This is a genomic window from Pseudarthrobacter sp. SSS035 (assembly GCF_023273875.1).
Classification (GTDB): domain Bacteria; phylum Actinomycetota; class Actinomycetes; order Actinomycetales; family Micrococcaceae; genus Arthrobacter.
In genome coordinates, this window is sequence record NZ_CP096882.1 from 2,590,930 (window position 1) to 2,617,028 (window position 26,099).

Below are 26,099 nucleotides of genomic sequence, written 5' to 3' on the forward strand. Positions count from 1 at the left end.
CAGTCGCCGTGCGCCACGGCATGTCAGCGCAGTTGACCCTCCGACGCCTTCAAGTGTTCCACAGGCCAGCGTCAATACGATGGATTTGAAGATAATCACGGTCATATTCCAGCAAATAACGCGTTTGTCTGTCCATGAACGAATGATTCGCTTGCATTTGGGTGGAACTTGGCTAGTATCGTGACCAGCGCCACATCGGCCCCGCCCGGGTGTCGCTCCCCAACCACGATTCAGATGTTCATTGGAGATCTGCACATGCCCAAGTTCACGAAGGCCGCCATGGCGGCGGCCGCACTGGCCCTGCTCCTGAGTGGCTGTTCCGCTGCCGCGTCCACGACTGCCGAAGAAAAGGCGCCGGCTGCCGCCGAAGCCCCCAAGTGGCTGGCAACGAGCGGGAAGCTTACCCTCTGCATCGACCCCGAATACGCGCCCTTGGAGTACTACGCAAACGGTTCAAGCGGCAACATCATCGGGTTCGACGCCGACGCCGCCAGGGCGCTGGCCAAGCACTGGGGGCTTGAGGCCAAGTTCGAAGTCACCACCTTTGACGGCCTGATGCCAGGACTCCAGTCCCGCCGCTGCGACGCCATCTTCGGCGGCCTGTACATGAGCGAGGCGCGCCTGGCCGTGGCCGACGCCGCCCCGGTCATGAACGCCGGCCCGTCCATCCTGGCCGGTCCCGCAACGGTGGGACAGTTCAAGCAGCCCCTCGACCTCTGTGGCCGCAGCGTCGCGGCGCAGACGGCTTCGTCCAACGCCGCACGCATCAACACACTCAAGGACGAGTGCAAAGCTGCCGGCAAGGACGAACCGAAGCTCACGGAATACCCCAAGACAGCAGAAACCGTCCTCGCCGTTATGAACGGCAAATCCGAAGCCCTGATCGAGACCAACGTCGCCGCTTCCTACATGGCCGCCCAGAACGAGGGCAAGCTGGCCCTCGCCAAGGATGTCTTCGAAACGGACACCACATTCGGCGTCTTCACCCGCAAGAACGATCAGATCTCCCCGGTTCTCGCCGAAGCCCTGAAGGCCCTCCACAAGGACGGGACCCTGGCCCGGATCGCCACGGACAACAAGCTCGATCCCGCCATCGTCGACGTTCACTAGTTACCGCGCCGGGACCACGGAGCCGTGGTCCCGGCCCCACTCGAAAGGAGAACCCGATGGAATTCGATATCGGCATCTTCGTCCAACAACTCGTGAACCCGAGCTATCTCTACGGCGCCTTCCTGTCCGTCGCGGTTGCCGTGCTGGCGCTGATACTGGCCACCGCCGTCGGGTTTGCCGTAGCCATGGGACGCACGTCCCAAAGCCGCATCGCGCAGGGCACGGCGGGTTTCTACACGTGGTTCTTCCGGGCCATTCCGGCGCTGCTTGTCCTGCTCATCATCTGGAACGCGCTGCCGCAGCTGTTCCCGGTGCTGCGCCAGGACTGGTTCACCCCGTTCATCGCGGCGTTCATCGGCCTGGGCATTGTGGAAGCAGCCTTTATGGCCGAAATCATCCGCTCCGCTCTCCTGAGCGTCGACGAAGGACAGAATCTGGCCGGACGCGCCCTGGGCATGTCTCCGGCGAAGGTCATGGTCAAAGTGGTCCTGCCGCAGGCCATCCGCATCGCGCTGCCGCCCACCGGCAACGAGTTCATCGGCCTGGTGAAATTCTCCTCGCTGGCGTCCGTCATCTCCCTGCAGGAACTGCTGACCACCGCCCAGGTGGGCGTCAACATCACCTTCCGCTACGCCGAGTACTACGCCGCCGCCATCATCTACTACCTGATCATCGTGAGCCTGCTGACCCTGCTCCAGAACTACGTGGAGAAGAAATTCCTATGGACCTCACGATCAAAATCCAAGAAGCCAACCACGCTGGAACCGATCGGCCAAGGAGTACACGCATGAGCCAGATGCCACAGCTGATGGAGGCCGCGGCCTGGACGTCCGCCGACCCCGTGCTGCAGGTGCGGAACCTGCACAAGAGCTACGAAGACCAGCACGTTCTCCGCGGCGTTGAATTCGACATCCACCAGGGGCAGGTGAAGGCCGTCCTAGGGCCCTCCGGCTCGGGAAAGTCCACCATGCTGCGCCTCATGGCTCTGCTGGAACCCGCCAACGACGGCGAAATCCTCCTTCGTGGCCGGCGCCTCGGCGTCCGCGAACGGGGCACCACCACCGTGCCGCTGCCTGAGCGGGAGCTCGCCAAGGAACGGCGGGACATCGGCATGGTGTTCCAGAAGTTCAACCTGTTTCCCCACCTGTCCGCCTGCCGGAACGTGATGCTCGGCCTGACGTCGGTCCAGAGCGTCCCGCACAAGGAAGCGGAAGAACGCGCCATGGCCATGCTCGAACGCGTGGGCCTGTCCCACCGCGCCGGGCACTACCCCTCCGAGCTTTCCGGCGGCCAGCAACAGCGCGTGGCCATTGCCCGCGCCCTGGTGATGAACCCGTCCGTGCTGCTCTTTGACGAGCCGACGTCGGCCCTGGACCCCGAGCTGGTGGGCGAGGTGCTGGACGTGATGGAAGGCCTTGCCCATGACGGCATGACCATGATCGTGGTGACCCACGAGGTCCGGTTCGCCCGCCGCGTTGCCGACCAGGTCACCCTGTTCGACAGCGGCGTGATCGTGGAACAGGCCACCCCGGACGAGTTCTTCGACAACCCCCAGCACGAGCGCACCAGGAAGTTCCTCAGCCATGTCCACTAACCCGCACCCGTCACAGCGGCCCATCGCTGTCTACACGGACATGGACGACATCGACCACTCCGCAGGTGTCGCCCTGCTGGAGAAGCACGGCTACGACGTCCGGTACCTGGGCAGCCAGGACACCGCCGTCATCATGGAACAGGCCCAGGACGCCGAGGCCCTGCTGGTGGGCTACGCCTCCGTCACCGCCGAGGTCATGGACGCCATCCCGGGCCTGAAGATCATCGCCCTGCTCTCCATGGGATACGACAACGTGGATCTGGACGCCGCCAAGGAGCGCGGCATCTGGGTCAGCAACCTGCCCGGCGTGGCCACGGAGGAAGTGGCCTCCCACGCGCTGGCCCTCGCTTTGGCGATCACCCGGGAGATCCCGTTCTTCCAGGGCCGGGTGGCCGAAGGGGACTGGAACGGCCGGCCGGACACCACGGTGTTCCGGCTCAGCCAGGAACGGCTGGGACTGATCGGCCTCGGCAGGATCGGCAGCCGTTTCGGCGAACTGGCCTCCGGCGTCTTCGGCGAAGTCATCGGCTACGACCCCTACCTCCCGGACACCCCGGCAACCCGGGCCATGCTGGCGAAGGCCGGCATCCGCCGGACCGGACTGGACGAGGTCCTGGCGGAGTCCGCCGTCGTGTCCTTGCATATGCCGCTCACGGACGAAACGCAGCACATCATCAACGCCGGAAGCCTCGCGGCCATGCGGCCCGGCAGCTACCTGGTGAACGTCAGCCGGGGGCAGTTGATCGACAATGGCGCCCTCCGCGTCGCCATCGACTCAGGACACATCCGCGCGGCGGCCCTGGACGTGCTCGACGTCGAGCCCGCCCCTTCGGACCACCCCCTGATGGGCCACCCCCGGATCCTGGTGACCCCGCACATCGGGTTCCTCTCGGATCACACCCTGGCCGAATACATCAGGATCCAGGCGCAGAACGTCATTTCCCAAGCCCGTACCGGCACCCCGGACACCCCGCTGTTCGAGCTGGAACCCGCCGTCTAAGTGCCCGCAGGCTGGGTGCCGGCTCGCAGCGGCACCGCACTCCTTCTACTTGTAAAGGTCATCCCCATGTCATTCCCGACGCACCTTGAAACATCCGCCGCAGCACCGCCGGCAACCCTTTTCCTCGGCGGCCCCATCCGGACGGTCGACGCCGACAATTCCGTCGCAGAGGCGATGCTGGTGATCGGCAACCGCATCGCCGCCGTCGGAACCCCCGAGGAATGCCGCGCCGCGGCCCGTGAACTCAGCACCTCGGTTCCGGAGGTTGCGGACCTCCAGGGCCGCACCCTGGTTCCCGGCTTCGTGGACCCGCACGCCCACCCGCTCATGTACGGGCAGCTGCTGTCCTGGGTGGACTGCGGGCCGGAAGCCGCTCCGGACATCCCCACCATGCTCGAACGCCTGGCCAAGGCCGCCGCGGAAAACCCCGGCGACGGCCCCATCCGCGGCTACGGCTACGAGCACCGCAACCTGGCCGAACAGCGCCACCCCAACCGGCAGGAACTGGACACGGTGTCCACCACCCGCGAGGTCTACGTGATGAACGCCAGCGGCCACGGCGGCGTCGTGAACTCCTTTATCCTGGCCAAGGCAGGCATCGATTCGGACACCCCCAACCCGGCCGGCGGCACGTTCTTCCGCGACGCCGACGGCGATCTGACCGGTGAACTCTCCGACGCCGCCTGCGATATCCTCACCGGCGAGGACGGCGTCAAGCTCGGCCACCACGGCCCCAACTTCCACCTGGCTGACAGCAAGGAACAGCACCGCGGCCAGCTGCTCCACGCCCAGCACGAGTTCCTCAGCCACGGCGTCACCATGATCGGCGATTGCCAAGTCACCAAGCGCGAATTCGCGGCCTACCTGGACCTCGTGGAGCGCGGGGAACTGGTCACACGGATCAACGCGTACTTCCTTTCCAGCCTCCTGGACGAGGTCCTGCAGCTGGGTCTGGTGGACCGCTTCGGCGACTCGCTCCTGTCCTTTGCCGGCATCAAGCTCTACGCCGACGGCACCCTGGGCGGCTGGACGGCGTACTTCCCGGAGGGCTACCGCGATGATCCCTGCCGCACCGGCTCGCTCTACCACGATCCCGCCGACTACCGGGAGCTGGTGGTCCGGGCCCACAGCGCCGGGCTGCAGACGGCCACGCACGCGCAGTCACCCACGGCCATCCAGATGGTGATCGACGCCGTGAAGGAAGCCACCGCCGTCTCGCCGCGCGCGGACCACCGCCACCGGATCGAGCACTGCGGGCTGCCCACGCCGGAACAGATCACGGAAATGGCCGAACTGGGGATCCTCCCGGTCAACCAGCCCCAGCACTACTACAACTGGGGCCCGGGAGTCACGGACGCGATCGGCAGCCCGGGGGAGCGCTTCAACCCGCTGGGTGAATTCGTGGCCGCGGCCGTGCCCGTCACCATGAGCTCCGATGCCCCCGTGGCCGATCCGCGTCCCCTCGAAGCCATCCAGACCGCCGTGACCCGCAAGACCCGCTCGGGAGTGCAGTTGGGCTCGGATGACCTCAAGATCGACGCCGTCGCCGCCCTCCGCGCCCACACCATCAACGGCGCACGGGCCATGGGACGCGAGCAGGACCTGGGCTCCCTGGAACCGCAGAAGCTCGCCGACTTCGTGATCCTCGCTGCGGACCCGCTGGCGGCGCACGAAGCCGACATCAGCGGCATCGACGTTGTGGAGACCTGGGTGGACGGAACCCGCGTCTACAAGCGCTGACCGCCCGCCCTCCCAGCCAGCAAAGGACTTTAGCCATGACCAGCACCATCCCCACCAACAACGTCGGCCTCGCCGTCATGACCACGCTGCGGAACTACGGGATCGACGCCGTCTTCGGGATCCCCGGCACACACAACCTGGAGTTCTACCGGCACCTGAAGCCGCTCGGCATCCGCCCGGTCACCACCCGCCACGAGCAGGGCGCCGGGTACGGCTCCGACGGCTGGAGCCAGCTCAAGGGGCTTCCCGGCGTCGTGATCACCACCTCCGGACCCGGGCTGCTGAACGCGATGTCCGCCGCCGCCACCTCCTACTGCGAGTCCCGGCCCATGATCATCCTGTCCCCGGGTGCCCCGCGCGGCAGCGAGTTTTCGGACGTCGGGCTTCTGCATGAAACCAAGGATCCCACCGGCGCGGTCCGGGCGCTGATCGGACGCAGCACCCGCGTTTCCAGCGGCAGCGAAGCCGTGGAACTGATCCACCAGGCCTTCGCGTCCTTCGCCCACGGACGCCCGCGCCCCGTCCACATCGAGATCCCGCTGGATCTGTTGGAGTCGGCCTCCGACGTCGACCCCGCCGCACTGGAGGCCCGCCCCCTGGGTGCGCCGAAGAAAGCCGACGACGACGCCGTTGCGGCCGCCGCTGCCTTGCTCCGGGATGCGTCCAACCCCGTGATCCTGGCCGGCGGCGGATCGCTGGGAACCGGCGCTGCCCTGCTTGAACTCGCCGAGCTGCTGCAGGCGCCCGTGGTCACCACCATCAACGGCAAGGCCGCCATCCCGGAGGGCCACCCGCTGTCCCTCGGCTCCGAGATCCGGTTCGCCTCGGCCCAGGACCTGTGCAACTCCTCCGATGCGCTGCTGGTGATCGGCAGCAAGCTGGGCGAGTCCGAAATGTGGGGCGGCAAGATCCTCCCGCAGGGCGGCTCCATCCGGATCGACATTGACCCCCTCCAGCTGCACTGCAACCTCAGCCCGGAACTGGAACTCCTGGGCAACGCGGCCGCCGTCGTTCCCCAACTGCTCGCCGCCCTCACGGGCCACGTCGCCGCGGCGGCGCCGCAGCTGGCGCCGCAGCTGGCGCCTCTGCGTGCCGAGCTGCAGGCCGAAGCCCGCGCCATGGCGCCGGTCCTGGCACAGATCAACGAGATCCTGGCGGCCACCCTTCCGGCGGACACCGTCATCGCCGGCGATTCCTCGCAGATCACCTACTTTGGCACCACGTCCTTCTTCCCCATGCAGCAGCCGCACCAGCTCCTCTACACGCCGGCCTACGCCACGCTGGGTTACGGGCTGCCGGCCGCGATCGGCGCCAAGGTGGCCGCTCCCGACCGTCCTGTGGTGGGCCTGATCGGCGACGGCGCGCTCATGTTCGCCGTCCAGGAATTCATCACCGCCGTGGAGCAGGGGGTGGACCTGCCCATTATCTGCATCAACAACGGCGGCTACGGTGAGATCCGGCAGAACATGCAGGACCGCGATCTGGCGCCCGTCGGCGTGGACCTGGTGCAGCCCGACTGGGTCCGCATGGCCGAAGGCTTTGGCCTCACGGCGTTCAACGTGGAGTCCCTCGACGTCCTGGCCGACACCGTCACCCAGGCGCTCGCGGTCAAGGGCCCCAGCCTCATCCACGTGAGCATCTGATGCCGGTCCTGGAGGCAGCGTTCCGGGTGCTCAACCCGGCCACGGGCGAGGTCCTGGCGGAGTACGCCGAGGCCACGGCCGCGGATGTAGAGGATGCTGTCGAATCTGCGCGCCGCGCCTTTATCGGCGGGGGCAAGACTGCCGGCTGGGGCACAACGACGGCGGAACGGCGTGCCGCGGTGCTGCGGGGCGCCGCCGGTCGGCTGCTCGAACGGAAGGAGCGGTTGGCCCGGCTTGCCACGGAGGAAATGGGCAAGCTGCTGGCCGAGGCAGTCGGCGAGGTGGAGCTGTGCGCCGAGATCTTCGCGTACTACGCCGAGCACGGGCCGGGCTTCCTCGCCGACGAGCCGCTGGACCACCCCGGGGCGGTGCTGCAGCGGCGCCCCCTCGGCCCGATCCTGGGCATCATGCCGTGGAACTACCCGTACTACCAGATCGCCAGGTTCGCGGCGCCCAACCTGATGCTGGGCAACGCCCTGCTCATCAAGCCGGCACCGGCCTGCCCGCGCTCGGCGCTCGCCCTCGAAGAGTTGCTGCTCGACGCCGGCCTGCCGGCAGGTGCCTACCGGACCGTACTGGCGGGCGTGGAACAGACCGCCGCGCTGGTGTCCGATCCCCGCATCCAGGGGGTCTCGCTCACCGGCAGCGAGCGGGCTGGCATCGCCGTCGGCACGCTCGCCGGGGCAGGGCTAAAGAAGTCAGTGCTGGAGCTGGGCGGCTCGGATGCCTTCATCGTCCTGGACACCGAAGACCTCGATTCCGTGGTTGACCTCGCGGCGGCGGCGCGGATGGAAAACGCGGGGCAAGCCTGTACGTCGCCCAAGCGCTTCATCGTGGCTGCATCGATGTACGACGACTTCGTTGCCGGACTTGCCGCCAAGCTGGCTGGATACGTACCGGGGGATCCCCGGGACCCGGGCGCCACGCTTGCGCCGATGTCCTCCGCTGCGGCGGCCCGGACACTGCTTGCGCAGGTGGACGGCGCCGTCGCCGAAGGTGCCACCTTGCTGTGCGGAGGGTTCAGCACGGCGGCAGGGGAGGCCTACGTGTCACCTACGCTGCTGACGGATGTGCGGCCGGGCACTCGCGCCTACCGCGAGGAACTCTTCGGCCCGGTGGCAGTGGTGTACCGGGCGGAGGACGAGGACGACGCCGTCCGGCTGGCCAATGATTCGCCGTACGGCCTGGGCGCCTCGATCTTTACCGCCGACGCCGGGCGGGCAGACCGCATCGCCGAGCGGCTGGAAGTTGGGATGGTCAGCGTCAACCGGCTCGCGCCGTCGTCGGCTGCTTTGCCCTTTGGCGGGGTCAAAAACAGCGGCGTCGGGCGCGAACTGGGGCCGCTTGGCATGGACGAATTCGTGAACCGAAAACTTGTAGTCCGCTAAATTTTTGGAGGGAAAGCCATGAGCGAGACGCTCAAGAATGCAGACTTGAAGACCGCCGCGTGGGGCTGGGTTGAGGGGCAGAAGGAACAGCTCTCCGCGTGGCACACCAACATCTGGGAGCTCGCAGAACCCGCCTGGCGGGAGTACGAGTCCTGCGCCTGGTACGTGAAAATCCTGCGCGAACACGGCTTCACCGTGGAGGAGGGCAGCGGGGGCATGCCCACCGCCTTCGCCGCCGAGTGGACCAGCCCCGCCGGCCCCGGAGCTCGGATCCTGGGCTACGCCGAATACGACGCCATTCCCGGCAACTGCCAAGCAGCTTCCACCAAGCGCGAGCCCCGCACGGGTATGTCCCGGTTCGCGCCGGGCCACACGGACCCGCACTCGGCACTGGGCATCTCAACGCTCGCCGGGTTCCTCGCGGCGAAGGATGCCATGGAACGGCACAACATCCCCGGGACACTCGTGTACACGGGCGAACCGGCGGAGAAGGTCCAGGGATCCAAGGTGGTCCACGGCCTGCGCGGCTACTACGACAACCTGGACGCCATCATTTCGTACCACCCCTTCTACATGATGCCGCTGTGCAACACCGCGCGCTGGGACACCCATTGCGGCTCGTACTACAGCAAGATCTACACGTTCACGTGTGACAACCCCGAAGGCTGGAACAACACCTACGGCGACAGCCCCATCCCGTCCTCGCACTCCGCGGCGCGGGCTCCCGGGGCCGATGCGGCACTGTTCACTATGTTCTCGCTCACCAAGACCACCCAGGATTCCATGCTGCCGCAGGCCGGCGGCTGGTCGTTGTCCGAGGCGATCCTCACCGCGGGGCAGGCGACGGCGGACAATCAGCCCGCGGGACTGGCCCAGATCCAGTACTCCTGGCGCTGCCCCAGCCTCGCAGAAGCCGACTCGGTGCTCGCCGTGCTGGACCGTAACGCCGAGCTGGCCGCGGCTGCTTCGCACTGCACCGTCAGCTCGCGCTGGGTGGCGCGCAACCGGCCCGGCATCGCCAACCACACCGTGGCGCAGCTTGCGTGGGAGAACATCGCCGCCGTCGGCGCACCCGTCCTGGACGAGCGGGCCCGGGAGATCGGCCGCGAAATCCAGGCCTCGTGCGGGGTGGAGCCCATGGAGAACCCGTTCCACCCGGCGACGGCGGAGCTGATCAGCCCGCAGGACGCCGAGACGAAACTGCGCCGGCACCTTCCGGCAACGCAGCAGAACTGGACCAGCGACGACTATGTGGAGATGACCTGGTACGCGCCCACCATCCGTTTCTACACCGCCCGCCCAACGCTGGCTCCGGACCCTGCCGGGACTCCGTACCCGGGCTGGGCCATGACGGCGATGGGCGGCATCCCGGAGACCATTGACCCCACCATCACCGTCACCGGCAAGATGATCGCCGGCATGGTTCTGGACCTGGTGACCTCCCCGGAGACCCTGGCCGAGGCCAAGTCCGAGTTGAGGCCGAGAAGGTTCGGCGCGGCTCCGTGGCCCCGCTGCTGCCCGCCGAATTCAGCGCGCCCACGGACTTCCGCTGGCCCGAATACATCGGCGAGGGCAAGGCCCGCGACTGGTGGATTCCCGTGTCCGAGGAAGCCTGGAACACGGCGGGGTAAATACCCCTGGCATCACACAAGCGGACGACGGCGGGAGGTCCCGCCGTCGTCCGCTTCCTGGCCTAGGCCTGGACGAGGAGGCCGGTGGCGAACATCAGTCCCATGCCCAGGACGATGCCGGCGCCGGTGAGCGGCGTGAAGGTCTTGCCCGCGGTGTCCCTGAGCATTGGCAGGAGTTTGACGGCCACCTGGGCCACGGCTCCGGCTCCGATGCCGAGCAGGAAGGCCGCAAGGGCCGGCTGGTACACGGTCACCCCGAGGAGGGCCCCGGCGGCCGCGGGGGCCCCTGCGATGAGCCCCAGGATCACCAGGCGGCCCAGGCCGGGGGCTTGTTTGGCGAGCGGGGTGACGATCGCCAGGCCCTCGGTGGTGTTGTGGATGGCGAAGCCGACAATCAGGGACGCGCCCAGGGCGAGTGAGCCCACCGCGTAGGCGGATCCGATGGCGAGTCCTTCGCCGAAGTTGTGGAGGCCGATGCCGATGGCGATCAGCAGCGCCAGGCGCTGCGGCGGCGGGGCTGAAGGTTGGCCGGCAGCGCTGGGGTTCTGGTGCCGGCGCATCCAGGCATCCGTTCCCTCGAGGATGAGGTAGGCGGTCACGGCGCCGAGGAAGACGACCATGGGGCCGCCGAACGCGCCGCTGCCGGCCACGAGTCCCACGGCTTCGAGGGTCGCGTCGATGGCCAGGAAGGCCAGCAGCCCGACGGTGACTCCCAAGAGGACGCGGACCCAGGACGCGGACGAACGGCGCACGAACGGCATCCACAGCATGCCCAGGGCCACGGGTATCACGCCAACATAGATCCCCAGGAGCAACATAAGTCCGAAGAAGGAGCTCCCGCGCTCCGGACTCAAGGCGGCCGCGTCAATAACCGCCGGGATCTTGCCGCCGTTCGAGGTCACCAGCGCCACCTCGTAGGGATCCCCCTCCACCCAGTTGTAGATGATGGTGAGGGTGGTGGACTCCAGCGGCGCCATGGTTTCCCGGGTCTGCGTGAACACGGCGTAGTAGTCCGAGACATTGACCTGCGCGATGGACACCGGATCCGGTCCCTCGTTCCGGACGGTGATGGCGATCTGGCCGGCAGTCAGGCGAACGTCTTCGACGGCTACCTCCTCCTTCGGCGGAACGCCCTCGGAGAAGTTGTTGAGACCCGGTGCGTTGAGCAAGGTAAACAGGCCCAGCAGGATGGCGATCAGGACCAGCGGTCCAATGCCGAGCATCCACCGCGGCACCGGCGGCCGCCTGTGGGGTGCTGCGGCCAGAGCGGCAGCTGACTTTTCGTCAAGGCTCATGATGGGCTCACCTCGAAGAAGCCCATCCAGCCCAGTTCAGCGAACTCGGTCTTGTGGGCGTGGAACATGTACTTGCCCGGGTACGGAAAGCGGAGTTCCACAATGCCGCGCTGGCCCTGCACCTGCGAGATCGTGTCCGTGAACTCACTGGGAGTCAGCAAGGTCCCGGTGGGGTAGTAGTGGAAGAAGTTCCCGTGCACGTGGAAGGAATTGATCGGATCGTATTCGAGAACGTTGATGAGGTGGATCCGGACGAGCTCGTTTTGCTTGACCTGGACGGGGAAGTCCATGAAATGGAACGGCAGGCCGTTGACGGAGTAGAACTCGTTGTCGTCGCCGCCGTCGGTGTTGTAGCCGTTCATCACCATGACCATTTCGTTGTCGGCTTTCAACCGGCCTTCTTTGGGCTCGATGATGAAGCCGCCGTAGAGGCCCTTGGCGATGTGCGGCGCCAGCGGTGACTGGTGGCAGTGATAGAGGTGCGTGCCGAATGGTGTGGCATCAAATTCGTAGGTGAAGCTTTGGCCCGGAGCGATGGACCCGGCGCCGATCCCCGGGGTGCCGTCCATCTCGGCCCGGTGGATCCCGTGGAAGTGGATGGTGTGGGGGTGCGCACCGGCGTTGGTGAAGTGGATCCGGAGGGCGTCGCCTTCCTGCGCCCAGAGGGTCGGACCGGGGATCCGGCCGTTGTAGCTCCAGCCCGGGAACGTCACCCCCGGCGCGATCTCGAAATCTTTATCCACCGCGACGATGTCCCATTCCCGGAGGGTGCGGCCGTCCGGAAGCGTGCTGGTTTTGCCCCGGTCGAAATCGTGCAGGACCGCGGTCGGGTCGATCCCGGCGCGGTCCGGCGGGACCGAACCGCCGGCGAAGCCTGCGTGACCGGCGTGGTTCGCCACGTGGCCAGCGTCCGTGCGGGGCGAACCAGCGCCTGCCGCTGAGGAACCGTCCGTGGAAGTCTTCGCTGCCTGACCTGACATGGTGCCGTGTCCGGCGTGCTGCCCGGGATCCTTGGAATCCAACGGCGCCCAGCCGGCAAGCGCAGGCACTGTGGCGAAGGCCGCGGCTCCCGAGAGCATGGCACGCCGCGTCGGCATCGTCTTTCCTTCGGTTTTCGGCGTGCCGTCCATTTCATCTCCATTGATCAAACACTTTTGTTAGGCCAGTCTAACATTTATGTTCGGCTGGTAATATGGGGATATGACCGTCTCCGAGCTGACAGCTTCCGCGCAGGACTACCTGAAGATGATCTGGTCCTCAACGGAATGGGCCGAGGCTCCCATCACCGTTGGCGCCATGGCCGAGCGGATGGCGGTCAAACCGTCCACCGTTTCGGACGGCATCCGTCGGCTGGCAAAGCAGGGCCTGGTCACCCATGCCCCCTATGGCAGCATCGAACTGACGCCCGCCGGCCGGGCACACGCCGTCGAAATGGTGCGCAGGCACCGCCTCCTGGAAACATTCCTCGTGCAGATTCTGGGATACGGCTGGGACGAGGTGCACGACGAGGCCGAGATCCTCGAGCACGCCGTTTCCGACACCATGATCCAGCGCATCGACGAGAAGCTCGGCTTCCCCACCAGGGATCCACACGGCGACCCAATCCCCTCCGGAAATGGGGTACCGCACCCCCCGCAAGGGGATCCCCTGACATCCGTGGAACCGGAACGGACGGTTACTATCACAAGGATCTCGGACGCGGACCCGGACATGCTCCGGTACTTCACCCAGCTCGGGCTGGGACCGGACACACAGCTCCAAGTTTTGGCCCACCGCCCGTATGCGGACGTGACCACGATTCGGGTCGGGGACCGCGACGTTGATCTGGGTCCCTCCGCAGCAGAGGCCATCTGGGTAGTGGCCAAATAAGGTGAAGATTGCCCTGGCTCCCGACGGCGCCGAACTGGCGTGGGCCGAAGAGGGTACCGGCCAGTCGCTGCTCCTGATCGCGGGCGAGGCAACTGCCATGGACGGTTGGGGACCAACGGCGGCGGCCCTGGCACAGCATTTCAGCGTCATTCGCTTCGACCACGGGGGGATCGGCGGGAGCAGCGATGGCGACGCCGGCCGCTACACCACGCGGCTCCTCGCCGCCGATGCGGTAGCTGTCCTCCAAGCGGCAAACGTGGACAGCGCTCACGTGTACGGGCACTCCATGGGCGGGCGGGTGGCCCAGTGGCTCGCGATTGACCACCTGAAGAGTGTTCGTGCGCTGATCCTTGCTGCGACGAGCGGAGGAACACTGGGCGGGGCCGAGCCCGCGAGGGACGCTATGGAAGCGCTGTTGAGCGGCGACATGTCGCGGCTCGAGCCTCTGTTCTTCGCCCCGGAATGGGCTGAGGACCACCCCGAGGCGGTCCTCACTTTCTTCAACTCACGGGCCTCCGCCTGGGCCAAGGCGCGCCACTTCCGCGCCAGCCGGGACCACGATGCGTGGAGCCGCCTCGGCTCCATCGAATCGCCCACACTCATCCTCCACGGCACCGACGACGCCCTGAAACCCATGCCCAACGCCGTCCAGCTGCACCGGCACATCCGCTGCTCCACGCTGGTCAAGGTCCCGGGCGCCGGCCACGGCCTCCACCTGGACCGTCCGGAAACCATCCCGTGGATCCGGCAGTTCATCGCCGCTAAAGCAGCCCTCTGAAACGGAGAGCGCACGACGGCGGGAGGTCCCGCCGTCGTGCGCTTCGCGGCGGGGCGCGGATTCAGGAGCGAAAGATTTCCTTGGCTACCGTGATGGCGGACAGTGCGGACGAGATGTCCTCGGAGCTGTTCCGTGCTGCCGCTGGTGGCCAAGCTGGCAAGTGGCTAGCTTTTGAGCAGCCCGGTGCGCTGTAGCCAGGATTTGACGTCCGGTTCGGCATCTTGGACTTCCTCGCCCCGCACGGCCAGTCCTTCGCCAATCACCGCACCTGGGCAGGACCTTGTGTAGTCGCGAACGGCGGTGCCGAGCCCGCTCATGGCGTACGTGGTGACGGGATGGATTGTTTTGCCGGCGAAGTCGTACCTTTCGGTGAATGTCGTCATGATCATTGGTGCCCGGACGTTCCAGATCCCGCTTGCCAGCAACACGGTGTCGTATTGGTCGATGGACGCCAACGACGAGGCCAAGGCCGGGCGGGCATCAGTGCTTTGCTCGCGGACGTTTCGTGCGACCGTGGCGTCGTAGTCCTCGGGATAGGGGTCGGCGGCATCGATGCGGTGCACATCGCACGTTATGAGCTTGCTGATCATTCCAGCGAGGACCTCGGTGTTGCCGGTGTCCAGGTCAGTGCGTCCGCCGTAGTAGTAGTTCTCCCCGGCGCGGGAGAAGTAGGCCAGCAGGACCCGCGCGTTTTCAGCGGGAGCCGGGGTGCTCAGCGCGGTGGGGGACGGGGCGGTTTCTTGCGCGGGCATGGGTTCGTTCCGTTCTCCCGTGGTGCACCCTGACGTTCCGGTGGTGATTATGGCGGTACCCAGGCCGGTGACGGCTGCACGAAGTACGGAGCGCCGGCCGATAGTCCTGCGGTTTGAGGTCATCACGGGATCAGTCGATTCTGCGACCACTCAACCAGCTCACCATCGCAGGGTCGCGGTGGTCGAAGAACAGGCTCGCGCCGGTGTCCAGGGCCGCGATCCGGCTCATCTGCTCCTCGGAGATGGCGAAGTCGAACACCTCAAGGTTTTCGGCCATCCGCTCCGGCCGCACGGACTTCGGGATAACGACGACCTCGCGCTGGATGAGCCAACGGAGTACCACCTGCGCGACGGACTTATCGTGTTCCTCTGCGATGGCGGTGAGCACCGGGTTCGTGAACAAATCATTCCGCCCTTCCGCGAACGGCCCCCAAGACTCAATTTGGACGCCGCCTTCGCGCATCACCGCCTGGTCAGCGGCGCGCTGGTGGAAGGGGTGGGTCTCGATCTGGTTGACGGCGGGGAGAATCTCGTTGTGCTCGATGAGGTCCACAAGCCGGTCGGAATGGAAGTTCGATACGCCGATCGCCCGGACCCGGCCTTCCTTGTTGAGGTCCTGCATGGCCCGCCACTTGCTGTAGTAGTCCCCGAGCGGCTGGTGGATCAGGTAGAGGTCGACGTAGTCCAGACCGAGTCTGTCGAGAGAGTTTTCAAAAGCACGCCTCGTGTCGTCTTGGACGCTGCCGGTCGGGGCGTGCTGGATCCAGAGTTTGGTGGTGACGAAAAGGTCTTCACGGGGGATACCGCTGGCCTTGATCGCCGCGCCTACGGCCGCTTCGTTGCCGTAGGAGGCGGCCGTGTCCAGGTGCCGGTAGCCGGCGGCGAGGGCGGCTTCGACGGCAGGCTGGGTCTCCGCGTCGGGGATCTGGAAGACGCCGAAGCCCAGGATGGGCATCTGGATTCCGTTGTTGAGGGTCACGCTATTCATGAGTTTCCTTAGTTTGGTGGGTGACTATCGTGTGGGCGGTTTCGTAGTCCTGGTCATTGACGGGTTCCAGCCACGTGGCGCCCTGTCCGTGGTGCTGCTCGACCAAGGCCAGATATGAGTTGCATTCTGGCGTCCTTGATAGGGGCTTTCCCGCCATCCATTTTTAGGAGTTCGACCGCCGCGGCTGGTCCACTGCATTCAAGAAAACCAGCCCTTTCCCACGCGGGGGAGTCACTGCTGTGCGGTGTTCTGCCAGTTCCTGTTAGGCCAGCCCAGCTCCGTCGTAACGTAGAAGCCATGCAGAACAGCAAGGACGTCCGCGAGTTCCTCATGAGTCGGCGGTCGCGAATCACCCCGGCCCAAGCCGGGCTGCCCGCCTACGGCGGGACCAGGCGAGTGGCCGGTCTCAAACGCGAGGAAGTGGCCATGCTCACCGGCGTCAGCACGGAATACTACGCCCGACTCGAACGGGGAAACCTGCGGGGAGTCTCCGACAGTGTCCTCGAATCCCTCGCCGGCGCACTCCAACTCGACGAGGCCGAGCGAGCCCACCTATTCGACCTGGCCAAGGCGGCTGCACCCTCGCAAACATCAGGAACGCGCAAGGTCAGGGCGGAAGTACGCCCCAGCGTGCAAAGGATCCTGGCCGGTATGACCGGCACCCCAGCCTACGTCCGCAACTCACGCATGGACATCGTGGCCGCTAACAACCTCTGCTTCGCCCTGTACACGGACATCCTCAACGCCGATACGCTGCCGCTGAACCTCGCACGGTTCATGTTCCTGGACCCCAGATCCCGAGACTTCTTTCTCGAATGGGAAACCATCGCCGATGACCTCGCCGCAGCGCTGCGCACCGAATCGGGACGCAACCCCCGCGACCGGGCCCTGAACACCCTCATCGGTGACCTGGCCGCGGGAAGCACGGAATTCTCGACACGCTGGGTCCGGCACAACGTCCGCTTCCACCGCTCAGCCCGCAAGACGCTGCACAACCCGATAGTCGGCGACCTCGAACTCACGGGCGATTCACTTGAACTCCCCGGAGACGGTCTGACCCTTATCGCCTACACGGCCGAAACGGGCAGCGAATCACAGGAAAAACTAGACTTCCTCACCATGTGGAGCACCACCAACAAGCGCCCGGTTGAATCGCCTCAAGGTGACTCCAGCACGCCAACCATCCCACCACCCGGCGCTGGCACCCGGTCGTGACGGCCGGACTGCCCTCAGCGCCGGCACGCGGCGGGAGTCAGTTGATTGCCTCGATGCCCAGCCGTTTGAGTTCTTCAAGGTGGTTCCGCATGTTCTGAAGCACCTCGGGGGAATGCGGCTGCCAATCCAAGATCTCGTCAACTACTCGCAAGGGCTCTTGGGTTCGGTAGGACCTAGTGGGGTTGCCCGGGAACTTCTTGTCCGTCAGATTGGGGTCATCCTCAAAGGAGCCCGTGGGTTCCACGCGGTAGATCCTGCCCGGTCCCTCGCCTAGGCCGAGTTCGGCTCCCCAGGTAGCCGCATCCAACGTGGCAGTCAGGTAGACATAGTTCGCCGTCTTCCGCTCGCCGTAATTCGACGTGTTGCCGGGTTTCAGCAAGTCCCCAGGCTTCAGGTCAGCTTTGGTGCCGTGGTAAAAGGGCCCGGGGTCTTTGGCATGCGACGACATTGGTTCTTTCTCCATGCAGCCTCCTCGAAAGTGGGCTTCCAATCTAGCTCGCAACCACTTTGCGCACGCCGGATATGGGTCAGCCTTGCATTCGTTGCCGGTAGCTCCGGGGCGTTTCGCCGGCGTCGTTCAGGAAATGCCGGTTAAAGTTGGACAGGTTGGAAAACCCGACCTCGTAGCAAATGTCCGAGATGGGTTTGTCGCTGCGCTCGAGCAGCCGCCGTGCATGGGCCAGGCGGAGTTTGCGGACCAGATCGCTGAAGTTCTGGCCGGTGGCGCGCTTGAAGTATTTCGAGAAGGTCGGCTCGGACATTCCCACCAGAGCCGCCGCCTCGGACATTTTGACGTTGCCGGCGTGATTGCCAAACACGTACTCCAGCACGATGTCCACCACCGCCGCGGCCTGGCCGTCCAGCTGCGGCCTGAACCATTCGTCAGCGAGGTAGCGCCGGTCCTCCTGCGGTGAGCGCGCAAGAATGGCAAACAGTTCCAGCAGGTGGTGCAGCCGCCCCAACCCGGTGGAGGTGCCCATCGCTTCGATGGATGCGGCCGCAGCCCGGGCTGTGCTCCCGAGGAACTCGATACCGCGTGCGGACTGTTCCAGCAGGGGTTCGATTTCGGCCAGCTCCGGAACCAGGGCCGTGGTCTGCTCCACCCATTTTCCATCGAACTGGATCAGGGCGTCCCTGCCGGCAATGACCTCGCCGGGCTCAAGGTCGCTGACCCAGTCGTGGGGCAGGCCTGATCCCACCAGGGACACATGCCCGGCCTCGAACGTGCCGATGTGGTCCCCGACAATGAACTTGCCGGTGCCTTTCCTGATCAGGTGGATCTCGTACTCGGGGTGGTAATTCCAGCGGGCCGCCGCGGTGGGGTAGTCATGCTCGTGCCACCGGACCGAATGGTTCGGGTCCACCGGGATGACCTCCCGGCTGGCCCGCATGCCCAGCAGCCTTTCGGCAAGCCTGGCCGATGCCCCGTCGCCGGGATCCGCAGCACTCATGGTGGTTCTCCAGGTATCCGGGTTCATGAAATATGGACAGCGCCAATGGCACTTTCCCACAGTAGCGCGTGCGCCCGGAAGGCCGATAGGGAAAATTAGTATCAGAAACTGGCATGTAGGGCGCTAGTTGTGCCCTACCCCACACACCTAAAGTTGAGGAATACCAGCCCGGCACATCGAAATCCCGATGACCGGGCCGCCCCAGCCGAGTACGTCGACACGGCAGTCGACGCGAGCCGGTTGTGCACCCCCTGAAGAACAAAGGAGTCCTCAATGCGCCCAAAAACGCGCGCTGCCGCGATTGCCGCCGGCGCCCTGTGTGTGGCCCTTAGCGCCTCGGCCTGTGCCGGCGCCGGCGGAGGCAATTCCGCCGGAGACCCCAACAGCATCAATGTCCTGATGGTGAACAACCCCCAGATGGAGGACCTGCAGCGGCTCACCGCGGATAATTTCACCAAGGAAACCGGCATCAAGGTCAACTACACGATCCTGCCGGAAAACGACGTCCGGGCCAAGATCAGCCAGGAGTTCTCCAGCCAGGCCGGCCAGTACGACGTCGCGTCACTGTCCAACTACGAGATCCCGTTCTATTCCGCCAACGGCTGGCTCGCGCCGCTGGACAATGTTGCCGAGGACGCCGCGTTTGACCAGGACGACATCCTGCCCGCCTACACGGCCTCCCTCACCGGCGAGGACGGCAAGCTCTACGGCGAACCGTTCTACGGCGAATCCTCTTTCCTGATGTACCGCAAGGACATTATGGACGCCAAGGGCCTGACCATGCCGGCGAAGCCCACCTGGGACGAGGTGGCGGACATAGCAGCACAGGTGGACGGCGCAGCCCCAGGAATGAAGGGCATCTGCCTGCGCGGCCAGCCCGGCTGGGGACAGGTCTTCGCGCCGCTGACCACCGTGGTGAACACCTTCGGCGGGACCTGGTTCGACAAGGACTGGAACGCCCAGGTCAACTCCCCGAAGTTCACAGCAGCCGTCGACTTCTACACCAAACTGGTCCGGGAGCACGGTGAAGCAGGGGCCGCGCAGGCCGGCTTCACCGAATGCCTGAACAACATGAGCCAAAGCAAAGTGGCCATGTGGTACGACGCCACGTCGGCCGCGGGCGCCCTGGAAGCCGATACGTCACCCGTGAAGGGGAAGATCGGCTACGCCCAGGCCCCGGTCAAGGAAACCAAATCCTCCGGTTGGCTCTGGACCTGGTCCTGGGCTATGCAGGCGGCCTCAAAGAAGCAGGACGCGGCCGGGAAGTTCATCGCCTGGGCAAGCTCGAAGGAGTACGAAGATCTGGTCGCCTCCAAGCTCGGCTGGGCGAAGGTTCCCTCCGGCAAACGCATCTCCACCTACGAGAACACCGACTTCCAGAAGGCGGCACCGTTCTTCGAGGCCGAACGCTTCGCCATCGAGAACGCCGACCCGAAGAACCCCGGCGCCCAGGAACGTCCCGCCGTCGGCATCCAGTTCGTGGGCATTCCCGAGTTCGCTGCCCTGGGCACCAACGTCTCCCAAGGCGTCAGCTCCGCCATCGCAGGCCAGGGCACCGTGGCCGACGCGCTGGCCAAGGGCCAGGAAGCCGCCCAAAAAGTCGGCAACAAGTACAAGTAGCCAGAACCGAACCGCAGGAGAACCTCATGACTACCGCAACGGCGCGCATCTCCCGCCCGGGACACCACGCAGCCAAACTTCCAAGGAATGCCCGGTCGCGGGAACGCGCCCTGGCCTGGGCCCGGCGTGCACCGCTGCTTCCGGCCCTGATCTTCCTCATTCTCGTCACCCAGCTCCCATTCGTGGTGACGCTGATCATCTCGTTCCTGAACTGGAACAGCCTCAGCCCTGACAAGACCGCCTTCGCCGGCCTCGAGAACTACGTCACGGTCCTCACCGACCCGGACCTGCGCCAGGCAATCCTCACCACCATCCTCCTCACCGTCTCGGTAGTCATGGCGAGCCTGGTCATCGGGCTGGGCCTGGCACTGCTGCTGGACAAGAAGTTCATCGGGCGCGGACTGGCCCGGACCCTCCTGATCGCACCGTTCCTGGTGGTGCCCGTAGCCGCTGCCCTCATCTGGAAGCACGCCCTGCTCAACCCCACGTACGGGCTGATCAACGGCATCCTGACCTGGGTCTGGTCCCTCTTCGGCAGCACCACGGCGCCCCAGCTGGACCTGCTGTCCCAGGCACCCATGATGGCCGTCATCGTCTCGCTGGTCTGGCAGTGGACACCGTTTATGATGCTCATCCTGCTGGCGGGCCTGCAGTCCCGTCCCATGGACACCGTGGAAGCTGCCCAGATGGACGGCGCCACACCGTGGGCGATCTTCCGGCACCTCACCCTGCCGCATCTGCGCCAGTACCTGGAGCTTGGCGGCCTGCTCGGAGCCATCTATATCGTGCAGAACTTCGACGCCGTCTTCACCCTCACCGCAGGCGGACTGGGCACGGCCAACCTGCCCTACGCCATCTACCAGACGTTCTACTTCGCCAACGAATACGGCCTGGCGTCTGCTGCCGGCGTCGTAGTGGTCATCGGCACCATCGTCGTGGCCACTTTTGCCCTCCGCACCGTCTTTTCGCTCTTCAAGAAGGAGGCAGCACGATGAGCACGCTCACTCCTGCCGCACACCGCAAGGCAACCACCGGCCCCACCGCACAGGCGACCGGAACGCTCCGGCGCGGAAAGTCACGCATGGACCCCACCCGCAACAACACCGCCGCCGGCCTCGGGGCCTGGCTGCTCGCCTTGCTCTTCGCCGCCCCGGTGATGTGGATGATCCTGACCTCCTTCCACTCCGAAACCGACGCCGCCACCAACCCGCCGTCCATCGCCGCGAACCTCACCCTGGACGCGTACCGGGAGTTCTTCGGGGAAACGTCCGGCGTCAGCCCGTGGCCGTCGCTGATCAACTCCGCCACCGCATCCATCCTGTCCACGGTTCTCGTCCTGGTGCTGGCCATTCCCGCCGCGTATGCCCTGTCCATCCGGCCGGTGAAGAAATGGACCGACGTGATGTTCTTCTTCCTCTCCACCAAGATGATGCCCGTGGTGGCGGCGATCCTGCCGCTCTACCTGTTCGCCAGGACCGTCGGTGCGCTGGACAACATCTGGTTCCTGATCCTGATGTACACGTCCATGAACCTCCCCATCGCGGTCTGGATGATGCGGTCCTTCCTCGCCGAGGTACCGGCCGAAATGCTGGAAGCCGCACAGATCGACGGCGCCGGGCTGCTCCTCACGCTGCGCAAGGTGGTGGCACCTGTCGCGATGCCCGGCATCGCCGCGACCGCGCTGATCTGCTTCATCTTCAGCTGGAACGAACTGCTCCTGGCGCGGGTCCTCACCGGCGTGGTGGCGGGAACAGCACCAGTCTTCCTGACCGGCTTCGTCTCCGGCCAGGGCCTCTTCCTCGCCAAGGTGTGCGCTGCCGCCGTCGTGATTTCCCTCCCGGTGCTGTTCGCTGGGTTCGCCGCCCAGGACAAGCTCGTCCAGGGCCTCTCCCTGGGCGCCGTGAAATAACGCCGCACGGCACCCGGACCACCACTTCCGAATTCCCGAAAGGACCACTCCAATGACAACACCCACCGCCCAGTCCACCACCCTTGCCCCCGCCGAACTGCCGGCCACCATGCGGGCTTCCGTTCTGAAGCGCCAGGGCGACATGGTCATGGAAACCCTTCCCCTGCCGCAGATCGACGCCGACCAGGTCCTGGTGCAGGTGGCCGCCGTCGGCGTCTGCGGCAGCGACGTCCACTACTACGAGCACGGCCGGATCGGCGACTATGTGGTGGACCACCCGCTGATCCTCGGCCACGAACTCTCCGGCCGGATCGCCGCCGTCGGAAGCGCCGTTGACCCCGCCCGCATCGGCAACCGCGTCGCCGTCGAACCCCAGCGCCCCTGCCGCACCTGCAAGCAGTGCAAGGCCGGCCGCTACAACCTGTGCCCGGACATCGAGTTCTACGCCACCCCGCCGATCGACGGCGCCTTCGCCGAATACGTCACCATCCAGAGCGACTTCGCCTACGACATCCCGGACAGTGTCAGCGACGAGGCGGCCGCCCTGATCGAGCCCCTCTCCGTTGGGCTCTGGGCCTGCGAGCGTGCAGAGATCAAGCCCGGCAGCAGGGTCCTGATCGCCGGCGCCGGCCCGATCGGCATCATCGCCGCCCAGGCCGCACGCGCGTTCGGCGCCACCGAAATCTACATCACTGACATCGCCGAGGACCGGCTCGCCTTCGCACTCAAGCATGGCGCGACTCGTGCGCTGAACGCCCGGACGGACAGTGTTGAAGGGCTCGACGTCGACGCGTTCATTGACGCTTCCGGCGCACCTCAGGCCGTCCGTTCCGGGATCAAAGCCGTGGGTCCGGCAGGCAGGGTCATCCTGGTGGGGCTCGGGGCGGACGACGTCGAACTCCCTGTTTCGTACATCCAGAACCGGGAGATCTGGCTCTCCGGCGTGTTCCGCTACACCAACACCTGGCCGCTGGCGATCCAACTGATCGCCGACGGAAAGGTGGACCTGGACATTCTCGTCACCGGAAAGTTCACCCTCGCCGAGTCCGAAGAAGCCCTGAAAGCGGGCAAGCAGGCTGGCCAGCTCAAAGCCGTCGTCTACCCCGGCCGCTGAGCATGATCACCGCCATCGGCGAATCGCCCGTGGACATCATCATGTACCCGGACCCGCACTCGGGCAGATGTCCGTTCCGTTGCGGACCGGGTTAGGGCATTAACGAAAAGGGGACGACGGCGGGAGGCCCCGCCGTCGTACGTCCGCCGGGCCAGGGCCTCAAGTGTCCGTTCGGCTAGGGCGCCAAGTGTCCGTTCGCGCCGGCTTCCGGGGAATGCCGAACAATAACGAGCATGCGACAGCCGGCGCCGCTGGCGTAGGGTCCGTGGCGCATGCCAGGTGGACGGCACGCGTACATGCCGGCCGTAAAAGTCTTCCCCAGGGTCACATCGGTGAGTTCGCCCGAGAGAATCATGACCTCCTCCCAGTAGTCGTGGACGATCACGCCGCTCGCTATGGTGTCGGCGCTGGGCTCATAGCGTTGGAGCAGTGTCGAATCTCCGCTGAGGGGGTCCGCAGCGAGAATCTGCTCCCAGATTCCGTGTTCGGCGTCGCCGTTCGTCTTCTGCCAGTCAACGAGTGGTTCGTGGAACTCCAGCTCTGGTTTGCGCATTGCATCTCCTTCAGTCCCCACCGATGGTCAGTGTTGTATACATAGGGTATGCGAGGGGTTCCGCATAAGGTGTAAGGATGACCATCCCAGAGGAAATCGACACACCTGAGATCATCATCGACCGGGACGTGCTCCAGCGAAACATCGACCGCATGGCAACGGCCGTCCAGGCCAAGGGCCTGCATCTTCGGCCACATGTCAAGACACACAAAGTCCCCGAAATCGCTCAGATGCAGCTGGCAGCCGGTGCCGTCGGACTGACTGTGGCCACCCTCGGAGAGGCCGAAGTCTTTGCAGAGCACGGAGCCAAAGACATCTTCATCGCGTATCCGCTCTGGGTCGGTCCCCGACAGGCTGAACGGCTCCAACGCCTTGCAACAAAAGCCAGGATCGCAGTAGGTCTGGACTCACGGGAAGCAGCCGAAACCATGGCCGCGTCCCTGGGCGATGCCGTCGGTGAGATTGAAGCCCTGCTGGAGATCGACAGCGGCCACCACCGCAGCGGGATATCACCGGACGCCGCTGTCGACGTCGCCCAGGCCGCAGCGCGGGCAGGGCTGCGCGTAACCGGAATTTTCACGTTTCCGGGGCACAGCTATGCCCCGGGCATGCCGTTAAAGGCTGCGGACGAGGAACGGTTGGCTCTCGGCAAAACCGCTGACCTGCTCATCGCGGCAGGCTTCCCCATCACCAACGTCAGCGGCGGGTCCACACCCACAGCGACCCTCACCGGCACGTCCGGAGCGACGGAGGTCCGGCCCGGCGTGTACGTCTTCGGAGATGCCCAGCAACTGGAACTGGAACGCTGTGCGGCCGAAGACATCGCACTGACCATCGCGGCAACGGTCGTCAGCCGCCATGAAGGCACCGACGTCATACCGCGAAGGATCATCCTGGACTCCGGCAGCAAAATCCTCGGCGGGGACCGGCCCGGCTGGGCCACCGGCTTCGGGCGGCTGCTGGACCACCCGGAAGCCCGGATCTCCGCACTGTCAGAACACCACGCCACCGTCGTATGGCCGGCGGAGGCGACGCTGCCGGCTCTCGGAGACCGGCTGCGGGTGGTCCCCAATCACGTCTGCATTGCCATGAACCTCGTAGACGAAGTCACCGTGGTCAGCGGCGGCGAAATCGTGGACCGCTGGCGCGTGGCTGCACGCGGACGGAACAAATAAACCCCTGGATGCGACTCACGGTGGATGGCATTGGGCGAGGGCGCAGCAGGGATCTGCCCAAGGATCGCTAGGGCCGGCGGCGCTGACGGGATCGGAGCGGCCCGGATCCGGGCTGCCAGAACTTCCGCAGTGCTGATCCGGGGAGTGCGGCCACCACGATCGCGGCGAGTGTGAGCAGGGTGCCGAACACGGTTTGTGGATAGATGGCGCTGCCGGCCACTGGCAGCAGCCAGTCCATGAGCAGTGCGCCGATCAGCTGGCCGGCGATCATGCTCAGCCCGGTCAGCAGCACGCCGATATGCCGGATCAGCAGGGCGCTCAGCACCAGGTTAATGCAGCCCAGCGCTCCGCCGGTGTAGAGCCAGGGCTCGGCCGGCAGCGTGGGCATCCCGCCGGTAAGGGCGAGTTTCAGCACCCAGATCAGCGCCAGCCCGAAACTACCGACCACATAGTTAATCAGGGTCCCCGGAATTGGCGACCGAACCTGCGCGGCGATCTTGCCATTTACCGCGTGCTGGAACGTCATCAGAATCCCGGCCAGGACAACCAGGGCGAGCGGGACCAGCATTGCCGCGGGATCCGGCACGCCGGAGAGCCGGGGCGACACAGCCCAGAACACCGCGCCTACCGTGAGCAGCACACCGATCACCCGCAGCGCCGTAATGGCCCGTTTGCCGCCGGGACCCAGCCCGACGCGGTCCACGGCCAGCCCGCTGACCGTCTGCCCGGTCACCACCGCCACCGTATAAATGGCGATCCCGACGCCTGCGACAAAGCTGGTCTGGGCAAAGATAAAGTACGCGCCGACGACTCCGGCGGCATGGAAGTACCAGGGGATGGAGCCCTCCCGTGTGCCGGAGAGGAGTTTCACGAAGGCCGCGCGGCCGCTGGGGAGGACCAGTGTGGCGGCAGCCATGATCAGCGCGGCACCGCCGAAGCTGAACAACCCTGCCAGCAGCGGATCCTGCAGTCGTTGCCCCAGCTCGCCGTTGATCCGGGCCTGCAGTGGCAGGGTCAGGCCAGCGGTGACGGCCAGCGGGATGCCAACGGCCAGTACCCGTGCTGCCGATCTGAGCTGCGGGACAGCACCGGCACTAACAGCCGAGCGCATCCTAGGAGGCTGCCGGGAATGCGGTGGCCGGAAGTATCTCGGGTCCGACGCGGTGGCGGGTGTGCAGCATGGTGAAGGTGTTCCCCCGAAGGCAGATGTGATGGATCGTCCGCGACGTCAGGAGGACGCTGAATTTTATCACCGCGGAACCGTGCCGCAACGA

Annotated in this window: 24 protein-coding genes; 16 read left to right on the forward strand and 8 right to left on the reverse strand. The window is 65.8% G+C overall.

Going from position 1 to position 26,099, the window contains the following annotated elements; genetic code table 11:
• Positions 1-255: 255 nt before the first annotated feature.
• The 8 genes from MUN23_RS11935 to MUN23_RS11970 all read left to right on the forward strand — a co-directional run bounded on the left by MUN23_RS11935 (position 256) and on the right by MUN23_RS11970 (position 10,236).
• Positions 256-1,110: a transporter substrate-binding domain-containing protein gene (locus MUN23_RS11935; RefSeq protein WP_248758424.1), complete on the forward strand. Its 855-nt coding sequence runs from the start codon at positions 256-258 to the stop codon at positions 1,108-1,110.
• Positions 1,111-1,166: 56 nt separating this feature from the next.
• Positions 1,167-1,901 carry an amino acid ABC transporter permease gene (locus tag MUN23_RS11940; protein WP_248758425.1) on the forward strand — a complete coding sequence of 245 codons (735 nt, stop codon included), beginning with the start codon at positions 1,167-1,169 and terminating at the stop codon, positions 1,899-1,901.
• Positions 1,898-2,704 (forward strand): amino acid ABC transporter ATP-binding protein, encoded by an 807-nt coding sequence (locus tag MUN23_RS11945; protein ID WP_305886562.1) that lies wholly within the window; start codon positions 1,898-1,900, stop codon positions 2,702-2,704. Before MUN23_RS11940 ends, MUN23_RS11945 begins: the two co-directional genes overlap by 4 nt.
• Positions 2,694-3,704 (forward strand): C-terminal binding protein, encoded by a 1,011-nt coding sequence (locus MUN23_RS11950; protein ID WP_248758426.1) that lies wholly within the window; start codon positions 2,694-2,696, stop codon positions 3,702-3,704. The genes MUN23_RS11945 and MUN23_RS11950 overlap by 11 nt, the downstream gene beginning before the upstream one ends.
• A gap of 66 nt (positions 3,705-3,770) precedes the next feature.
• Positions 3,771-5,444: an amidohydrolase gene (locus MUN23_RS11955; RefSeq protein WP_248758427.1), complete on the forward strand. Its 1,674-nt coding sequence runs from the start codon at positions 3,771-3,773 to the stop codon at positions 5,442-5,444.
• A gap of 35 nt (positions 5,445-5,479) precedes the next feature.
• Entirely contained in the window at positions 5,480-7,087 is a 1,608-nt protein-coding gene (locus MUN23_RS11960) for a thiamine pyrophosphate-binding protein (RefSeq protein WP_248758428.1), read from the forward strand.
• Positions 7,087-8,475 (forward strand): NAD-dependent succinate-semialdehyde dehydrogenase, encoded by a 1,389-nt coding sequence (locus tag MUN23_RS11965; protein ID WP_248758429.1) that lies wholly within the window; start codon positions 7,087-7,089, stop codon positions 8,473-8,475. Before MUN23_RS11960 ends, MUN23_RS11965 begins: the two co-directional genes overlap by 1 nt.
• Before the next feature lie 18 nt (positions 8,476-8,493).
• The gene (locus MUN23_RS11970; RefSeq protein WP_248758430.1) at positions 8,494-10,236 is read left to right on the forward strand and encodes an amidohydrolase; all 1,743 of its coding nucleotides are present in this window, start codon (positions 8,494-8,496) and stop codon (positions 10,234-10,236) included.
• Here MUN23_RS11970 and MUN23_RS11975 read toward each other — a convergent pair.
• Positions 10,169-11,401 carry a ZIP family metal transporter gene (locus MUN23_RS11975; protein WP_248758431.1) on the reverse strand — a complete coding sequence of 411 codons (1,233 nt, stop codon included), beginning with the start codon at positions 11,399-11,401 and terminating at the stop codon, positions 10,169-10,171. The genes MUN23_RS11970 and MUN23_RS11975 overlap by 68 nt on opposite strands.
• Entirely contained in the window at positions 11,398-12,531 is a 1,134-nt protein-coding gene (locus tag MUN23_RS11980) for a multicopper oxidase domain-containing protein (protein ID WP_248758432.1), read from the reverse strand. The genes MUN23_RS11975 and MUN23_RS11980 overlap by 4 nt, the downstream gene beginning before the upstream one ends.
• Positions 12,532-12,601: 70 nt before the next feature.
• Between MUN23_RS11980 and MUN23_RS11985 the strand changes: the two genes are divergently transcribed.
• Positions 12,602-13,270: a metal-dependent transcriptional regulator gene (locus MUN23_RS11985; protein ID WP_248758434.1), complete on the forward strand. Its 669-nt coding sequence runs from the start codon at positions 12,602-12,604 to the stop codon at positions 13,268-13,270.
• 1 nt (position 13,271) lies between these two features.
• Positions 13,272-14,048, forward strand: a complete 777-nt coding sequence (locus tag MUN23_RS11990; protein WP_248758435.1) for an alpha/beta fold hydrolase — start codon at positions 13,272-13,274, stop codon at positions 14,046-14,048.
• Between the two features lie 164 nt (positions 14,049-14,212).
• Here the strand turns inward: MUN23_RS11990 and MUN23_RS11995 are convergent, their stop codons facing one another.
• Both MUN23_RS11995 and MUN23_RS12000 read right to left on the reverse strand, forming a co-directional pair.
• A complete protein-coding gene (locus MUN23_RS11995; RefSeq protein WP_248764068.1) occupies positions 14,213-14,923 on the reverse strand; it encodes a flavodoxin in 711 nt (236 codons plus the stop codon).
• A 7-nt stretch (positions 14,924-14,930) separates the two neighbouring features.
• Positions 14,931-15,788 (reverse strand): aldo/keto reductase, encoded by an 858-nt coding sequence (locus MUN23_RS12000; RefSeq protein ID WP_248758437.1) that lies wholly within the window; start codon positions 15,786-15,788, stop codon positions 14,931-14,933.
• Positions 15,789-16,085: 297 nt separating this feature from the next.
• Between MUN23_RS12000 and MUN23_RS12005 the strand changes: the two genes are divergently transcribed.
• A complete protein-coding gene (locus tag MUN23_RS12005; protein ID WP_248758439.1) occupies positions 16,086-17,003 on the forward strand; it encodes a helix-turn-helix transcriptional regulator in 918 nt (305 codons plus the stop codon).
• A gap of 37 nt (positions 17,004-17,040) precedes the next feature.
• On the opposite strand, the gene arr is transcribed toward MUN23_RS12005, so the two are convergent.
• The gene (arr, locus tag MUN23_RS12010) at positions 17,041-17,466 is read right to left on the reverse strand and encodes an NAD(+)--rifampin ADP-ribosyltransferase (protein WP_248758441.1); all 426 of its coding nucleotides are present in this window, start codon (positions 17,464-17,466) and stop codon (positions 17,041-17,043) included.
• Positions 17,467-17,530: 64 nt separating this feature from the next.
• Positions 17,531-18,454 carry an AraC family transcriptional regulator gene (locus MUN23_RS12015; RefSeq protein ID WP_248758443.1) on the reverse strand — a complete coding sequence of 308 codons (924 nt, stop codon included), beginning with the start codon at positions 18,452-18,454 and terminating at the stop codon, positions 17,531-17,533.
• Between the two features lie 273 nt (positions 18,455-18,727).
• Here MUN23_RS12015 and MUN23_RS12020 point away from each other — a divergent pair, with 273 nt between their 5' ends.
• The 4 genes from MUN23_RS12020 to MUN23_RS12035 are packed head-to-tail and all read left to right on the forward strand — an operon-like array spanning position 18,728 to position 23,097.
• On the forward strand, positions 18,728-20,074 hold the full coding sequence (locus tag MUN23_RS12020; RefSeq protein WP_248758444.1) for a sugar ABC transporter substrate-binding protein: 1,347 nt from the start codon (positions 18,728-18,730) through the stop codon (positions 20,072-20,074).
• 26 nt (positions 20,075-20,100) lie between these two features.
• Positions 20,101-21,069 (forward strand): carbohydrate ABC transporter permease, encoded by a 969-nt coding sequence (locus tag MUN23_RS12025; RefSeq protein ID WP_248758446.1) that lies wholly within the window; start codon positions 20,101-20,103, stop codon positions 21,067-21,069.
• On the forward strand, positions 21,066-21,983 hold the full coding sequence (locus MUN23_RS12030; RefSeq protein WP_248758447.1) for a carbohydrate ABC transporter permease: 918 nt from the start codon (positions 21,066-21,068) through the stop codon (positions 21,981-21,983). Before MUN23_RS12025 ends, MUN23_RS12030 begins: the two co-directional genes overlap by 4 nt.
• Before the next feature lie 52 nt (positions 21,984-22,035).
• Entirely contained in the window at positions 22,036-23,097 is a 1,062-nt protein-coding gene (locus MUN23_RS12035) for an NAD(P)-dependent alcohol dehydrogenase (RefSeq protein WP_248758448.1), read from the forward strand.
• Positions 23,098-23,272: 175 nt separating this feature from the next.
• On the opposite strand, the gene MUN23_RS12040 is transcribed toward MUN23_RS12035, so the two are convergent.
• Positions 23,273-23,650, reverse strand: coding sequence for a cupin domain-containing protein (locus MUN23_RS12040; RefSeq protein ID WP_248758449.1), 378 nt, complete (start codon positions 23,648-23,650; stop codon positions 23,273-23,275).
• Positions 23,651-23,727: 77 nt separating this feature from the next.
• On the opposite strand from MUN23_RS12040, the gene MUN23_RS12045 reads away from it, so the two are divergent.
• Positions 23,728-24,825, forward strand: coding sequence for a D-TA family PLP-dependent enzyme (locus tag MUN23_RS12045; RefSeq protein ID WP_248758451.1), 1,098 nt, complete (start codon positions 23,728-23,730; stop codon positions 24,823-24,825).
• Between the two features lie 67 nt (positions 24,826-24,892).
• On the opposite strand, the gene MUN23_RS12050 is transcribed toward MUN23_RS12045, so the two are convergent.
• The gene (locus MUN23_RS12050) at positions 24,893-25,936 is read right to left on the reverse strand and encodes a DMT family transporter (RefSeq protein WP_248758453.1); all 1,044 of its coding nucleotides are present in this window, start codon (positions 25,934-25,936) and stop codon (positions 24,893-24,895) included.
• Positions 25,937-26,099 lie beyond the last annotated feature (163 nt).